This is a genomic window from Pseudomonas sp. G5(2012) (genome assembly GCF_000408945.1).
GTDB lineage: Bacteria > Pseudomonadota > Gammaproteobacteria > Pseudomonadales > Pseudomonadaceae > Aquipseudomonas > Aquipseudomonas umsongensis.
On the sequence record NZ_APIO01000162.1, the window covers coordinates 1 to 6,209 of the forward strand.

5 protein-coding genes are annotated in these 6,209 nt (G+C 58.3%); 3 read left to right on the plus strand and 2 right to left on the minus strand.

Annotated features, from left to right (window positions below; genetic code table 11):
• Positions 1 to 241: 241 nt before the first annotated feature.
• A complete protein-coding gene (locus tag PG5_RS31085; RefSeq protein WP_020801041.1) occupies positions 242 to 1,459 on the minus strand; it encodes a DUF3422 domain-containing protein in 1,218 nt (405 codons plus the stop codon).
• A 377-nt stretch (positions 1,460 to 1,836) separates the two neighbouring features.
• Between PG5_RS31085 and PG5_RS31090 the strand changes: the two genes are divergently transcribed.
• The 3 genes from PG5_RS31090 (at position 1,837) to PG5_RS31100 (ending at position 4,748) form a co-directional block, all read left to right on the plus strand.
• Complete coding sequence (locus PG5_RS31090) at positions 1,837 to 3,405, plus strand: sensor domain-containing diguanylate cyclase (RefSeq protein WP_020801042.1); 1,569 nt, start codon at positions 1,837 to 1,839, stop codon at positions 3,403 to 3,405.
• Positions 3,406 to 3,549: 144 nt separating this feature from the next.
• Entirely contained in the window at positions 3,550 to 3,993 is a 444-nt protein-coding gene (locus PG5_RS31095; RefSeq protein ID WP_020801043.1) for a hypothetical protein, read from the plus strand.
• 170 nt (positions 3,994 to 4,163) lie between these two features.
• Complete coding sequence (locus PG5_RS31100; RefSeq protein ID WP_020801044.1) at positions 4,164 to 4,748, plus strand: hypothetical protein; 585 nt, start codon at positions 4,164 to 4,166, stop codon at positions 4,746 to 4,748.
• A gap of 59 nt (positions 4,749 to 4,807) precedes the next feature.
• Here the strand turns inward: PG5_RS31100 and PG5_RS31105 are convergent, their stop codons facing one another.
• A complete protein-coding gene (locus tag PG5_RS31105) occupies positions 4,808 to 5,896 on the minus strand; it encodes an AI-2E family transporter (RefSeq protein WP_020801045.1) in 1,089 nt (362 codons plus the stop codon).
• Between the last annotated feature and the right edge of the window lie 313 nt (positions 5,897 to 6,209).

Genomic DNA, 6,209 nt, shown 5'->3' on the forward strand with positions numbered 1-6,209 from the left:
AAGTGACTCGCTGTAAAAGCGAAACCCTAAGTGGCCGTTACCGCAGCAACGGATATGTACACCTGAAAGACAATTATCGCCTACCAGTACGCCTTCGCCGGCATGCTTCGGGGCATCTGATACCCCGCGGCGCTCTCAGGTTTTTCGCGAGCATGCTCGCTCCTACAGTAAGGGCGAAACCTTAGTGGCCGTTGCCGCGCAAATGGATATACATTGAAAACCGAGCATACGCGTCATTGCCTCAATGCTCTTTGACTTTTCTGATATGCAGGATGATCCAGACAAGAATCCCGATCGCAAGGGGCGCCATGGCCAACATGGCCTCGCGTGGGGTCAGCGCCACGCCGAGCAGGTGCAGTCCCGAGTAACCCAGCTTGAGCAGGCTCAGCAGGTAGTAGCTGATAGCAATGATCGAAAGACCCTCCACTGCTCGCTGGATCTTGATCTGGGCATCGGCGCGGGCGTTCAGGCTGCTGAGAATTGCCGAGTTCTGCTCTTCCATTTCCACCTGGACCCTTGCCTGCAAGAGGTCGCCCAGATTGGCCACGCTTTCGGCCAGATGCTCCAGTCGCTGCTCGGTAGCCGTGCAATACCTGACGGTGGGCTTGAAGCGGCGCTCGATAAATACGCCAAGGCGCTGGCAATCACCTACATGACTTTCTCGCAGTTCACCCAGGCGTTCGAACACCAATTGCGCATAGGCCTGGGTGGCACTGAAGCGGTGGCGCGTTTTCGCCGTCGTGCTGACCACCTGGGCAGAAAGGTTGGAGATATCCGCCAGCAGGGCTTTGGCATGACTGCCGGCAGGGTCTGCGTTGCGTTCTGAGAGGGTGACCAAGGTCTTGTCGAACACATCGAGCTGGGCACTCAAGTCCTTGGCCATGGTCAAGGACAACGAGGCCATCATCCGGTAAGTCTCGATTTCCAGGAGGCGGCGGATCATCCGTCCCTGGCGGTAGGCATTCAGGCGCCGGTTGATGAATAACAAGTGGTTACTGCCATCCTCGCTGATCCGGAAATCACTCCAGACCACCGCATCGCCTCCCCCCACACAGGAACCGCAAGGGTCCTTGAAACCGTAGCGCGAGAGCTCCAGCTGCGCTTCACCACGCACAACGATCTGTACCGAATTGATCAGGGTCGGCAAATGCACCTGGATTTTCCGCGCCAGTGCGTCGGGCAGCGCCGTCCAGGACAAATCATCGCTGGAGGACGTGACCACCAGGGTCAAGGTGAAAAACTCGGTATGGCGCTCCCACTTCAGCGCGTGGCCATCAAGCTGGGTAATGCCTTGGGCAGCCTTGAGATCGAGGGAGGCAGGGCAGCAGTCTTGAAGAAAGGTATTGCACACCTGCTCGCTGCCGAGGAAAGCCAGGTGAAACACATGGGCCGGCTCATCGAAATACAGTGACGGGCGTGCGTGCAGTTCGTTGTGCAGGCTTTGTCGTAACGGGTGCATAGGGTGTGGCCATCTTGGAGTTGTTTTTGGCGTCTGCGATAAATGCCCGGGCTTACAGGGCGTTTTCGACTGCTATTGTCAGTGGGACAGGTCGACGCCCGCGAGAGTCACCGATTTTCGCGCGCTCTGTGAAAGCGGGTTGCGGAACGCAAGTGCTCACCATGGGGTCTTTTGTACTAGACACGTTGGTGTCGCAACCCCTTGAGAGACAGAGGTGGTCTTCATGAACAATATTATCTACATCGTTGGTGCCGTCGTGATCGTCCTGGTGATCCTGTCATTTGTCGGTCTTGTCTAGTCCAGGCTGCCCTCTGGCGAGCCTGGGCAGCTGAAGAGGGTGAGCGGCGTGTGCAGGTCGCACGCAAAAGGAGATGTTGATGCCCGGACGCAAGCAGCCATCGCCCATGGTTGATGAAGACGTCGCAAAAACCGTGCGCGGTGGCACTGTCTTCCGACTTACCGTGAGCTTCATGCTGGTGGTGGTCCTGGCGTTCCTCGCTGTCGAGGGTTGGCGAATGTGGCGCGATTACCGGTCAGCCTTCGACTCTGCCCACGATTCGGTGACGAACCTGGCGCGCGCTACTGCGCAGCACGCCGAAGATGCCATTCGGCAAGTGGATGTACTGACCGGCACCCTCGGTGAACGGGTGGAAGGCGACGGACTACAGAACATCAACGTCCCGCGCATTCATAAGCTGTTGGTCCAGCAATCGAAAATCATGCCGCAACTGCACGGCCTGTTCATCTACGGCGCGGACGGCCAATGGATCGTCACCGACAAGGAGACCACGCCGGAACCCGTCAACAACGCCGACCGCGATTATTTCCAGTATCACCGCACGCACGAGGATAAAAACGTGCGCATCGGCGAGGTGGTGAAGAGCAGATCCACCAACGATCTGATCATCCCCATCTCTCGTCGCTTGAACAATCTGGATGGAAGCTTCGCCGGCGTGCTCCTTGGAACGATCAAGGTCAGCTACTTCGTCGACTACTACGGCGACTTCAAGATCGATGACAAGGGTGCATTGGTGCTGGCCATGCGCAACGGGACCATCCTGGTACGGCGTCCCTTCATTGCATCCGTGGTGGGTAAGAGCCTGGCGGACAGTGAGATTTTCAAGCGTTATCTTCCCAATGCCAGCCAAGGCATCGCCGAAGTCAAGGCCGTCGTGGACGACACCGAACGCCTGTACGGCTACCGCGCATTGACCACCTATCCCCTGGTGGTGGAAGCCGGACTTTCCCGTGACTCCATCATCGCGCCCTGGCGCCGTGATCTACTGAAAACCGGGTGGGTGCTGGTGGTTCTGATCGGGGTGCTCGCGGTGTTCGGACTCATCGTCTTGAGTCAGTTGCGCCAGAGAATGGTGACGGAAAGAAAATTGCGCCGCGCACACCAAGCCATGCGCGACATGGCGCTGACCGACAGCCTGACGGGCCTGGGCAATCGCAGACGCCTGGATACAGCGCTCCCCGAGCAGATTCGCCTGGCTGCGCGCCAAGGGTCCACGCTTTCATTGATCATGCTCGATGTCGATTACTTCAAGCGCTACAACGACAGCTATGGGCACGCTGCCGGTGATGATTGCCTGGGCGCCGTAGGGACGGCGATCCAGCAGGCGGTCAAGCGACCGGGGGATCTGGCCGTCAGATACGGTGGAGAGGAGTTCACGGTGCTGCTTCCCAACACCGATGGCGCTGGCGCTGCACAGGTTGCCGAAGAAATTCTGCAAGCCATTCGAGCACTGGACATCGAGCATTGTGCGCATCCCCTGGGAAAGGTCACGGCCAGCGCGGGTATCACCACTGCCCGCCCGAGTTTCGAAAGCGTGACGCCGGCCAGCTTGATCAAAGCCGCTGATGCCCTGCTCTATGTGGCAAAACAACAAGGACGAAATCGTTGGTGCTGCGCCAACGAGCCAAGCGCAAGTCATCCACTGTAAGCACCCGCTTTGTGTTCAAAATCCTGTCCAATGAATTGGAGCGACCTTGAGTCCCACCCAGTCTGCTACGCTTTTCATTCTCCGGATGGATTCGGGCAATCATTGCCATAAGGCTGTTTCGCCGGCCACTCGAGGGGATGGAATGTGAAAGTCCAATTACTGGGGGTCGCTGCAACGATCATCGTCATCGGTACCACTGTCTATGGACTTAACAACTGGAAAGCGCAGCAGAGTCAGCGCCAGGAAGCGGTATGTGCGTTAGCGCGCCAGCACCTCAAGGATCTGGAAGTACAGGCTCGGGCCCTGGCCGCCGGGTTGTCGGTCGAGGCCTATGCCGAGGCCGAAAAAGCCGAGGCTGGCAAACTGGTTTCGGCGCTGGATACTGCAAAGAACGAAGCCGAGGTTGACGCGGTGATCGATCAGCATTCTGCCGCCATCGAAGCGCAGATCCATGCTGAAGACGCGGAGGTCAAGTCTCGGGGTGAGCAGAAGTTCCTCGGTCAGGAACGCAAGGAACAGCGCATCACCACCGACATGAAACAGGAAATCCAACGGGCCGAGAAGGCCGTCGCCGATGACTGTCAATAGTCTGGCCCGTGCATTTCCCTAAACCTGCCAGGGCAAAATCTTGCAGTGCAGATTTTTTAAATGCGCATGCTTCTCAAAGTGACTAACGCGTTCTAGACTCCACTAATTGCAGGTTTATTCAAGCTCCGCGTCCCTGACATAACGCCAATAAAAACCAGGAAGATACAGCCTTGAAAACTTCAACTATCGGCGTTGTGGGGAGTCTGCTGGTCTCGGGCGCGGTTTCGGCTACAGGGATTGCTCCTATCCTCGATCTGGATTTCACCAGAACGGCCATTGAAACCCTGAAAAAGCATGGGATCGACGACGCGTGCATCATTGCCGCCCCACACCCGGGAACGTTCACTTACTGCCGGGAAGGCTCTTCGACACTTTGGCAGTACCAGACCCTGGACCTGGTTCAACAGGCCAGGCTGCTCAATGAAGGAGCACGGGCTTCGACCGAACATGGGCAAATCACTGTCGTGCAGGTCGATAGCGCTGCCTGCGATGTAGAACACCCGGTAGCGAAAGGTGAAACCACAACCTTTTCCGCCCTGGTCCTCAGCCTGGCAAGCCTGTTCCTGTTGATCGGTTTTCGCTATACCTATCTGGCAATCATGCAGGGACGCTATCAGCCCGTGGCCTATTCGGATCCTCGCCTGCAGCGCTTGATCAGCCCCCTGACAGCGCACCCCTCGACCATCAAGGCACTGAGGTCCTTCGGGATCGCCGCCGCGTTGGCCCTGGTCTACTGCTGCTATCTCGGGTTCTGAACCAGGAACCCGCCAACGATCTGGCCGGTCCCTGAACGGTCGATCCCATGAATGATCCGCTACAGCCTTTCCTCTACCACCGGCGGCTCTTGCACCCACTGCCAGAACAGCTGGTAACCGACCGCCAGCACCACCGGGCCGATGAACAAGCCAAGGATACCGCCGGTGACCATTCCGCCCAGGGCTCCGATCAATATCACCGGCATCGGCACGTCGACACCGCGCCCCAGCAACAAGGGCTTGAGCACGTTGTCCACCAGGCCCGCGACGAAGACGTAGATGGCAAAGACGATGGTCGCGGTGCTTGCCCCTTCGGTGGCGAAAACATAGGCAATGACGGGGACTGTCACCAGCGTTGCCGGCAACTGCATGATGCCCAGCAACAACACCGCCAATGCCAGCAGCCCGGCACCGGGAACGCCCTTGAAGACAAATCCTAACCCCACCAGCAGCATCTGGATGAACGCGATACCAACCACCCCAAGCGCAACGGCGCGGATGGTTGCGGTACACAAGGTCGCTATCTGAGGGCCTCTTGCCGGTCCGCTGATTCGCGAGGCGATCTGTACCGATGCGCGGCTACCGGCTTCGCCGTAGGCCATGAAGATCCCGGCAATGATCAGCGCGAAGATAAACATCAGAAAACCCATGCCGACGCCAGCCAGCTTGCCCAACAACGACAGGCTGAAATCTTTGATTTGCGGTATGTATTTCGCCGTCAGGCCAGGCAAGTCAGTGGCCGCCTGCAGCCACAGCGCCGACAAAGGTTTGCCCACCAGTGGCCATGTGGCGACGGAATCGGCCGGAGGCGGAATGCGGATGCCTTCATCGCGAACCACGGTCATGGCGTTTTCGACCGAATCGGCAATCGAGGTGCCCATCAGGTAGATCGGCACCATGAGAATGACGATGGCCACCAGCACGATCAGCGTCGCAATGCGCCCGTCTTTTCGCCCCAGCGGGCCCCGAAGCCGCTCTAGCAACGGGTAAAGCGTGATCGCCAGGATGATCGACCACAGCATCAGGTCGCGAAACGGACGGAAAATTTCGAAGCAGAACAGCACCAGTACGACAATCAGTCCGGCGCGGATCAAGGTATCGAGTAACCCGCGGGACAAGGCCTTCTCTGACAGCGGCATGGGTACCATGGATGTCTCCTGGCTAGTATTCGGTTAGCCCAGCATAGACGCTGATTTCAAGGTTCGAAGGGTCAATGCGTTTCCGTGTAGGCGCCAGGCTTGCCGGCGAAGAACGATAACGCGGTGCAACAGATGTGATCGCTCCCATGCGCCGCAAAGGAATGCCGCCAGGGACGCTCTGCGACAACGCAGGACGTGAGCCGTGCGCAATGGTGACGCGGAGCGTCACAGGATGCATTCCCACGCGGAGCGTGGGAACGATCAGGTACGCAGCACCGCTGGCTACTGTACCGATGTTGGATCATTCCCACGCTCTGCGTGG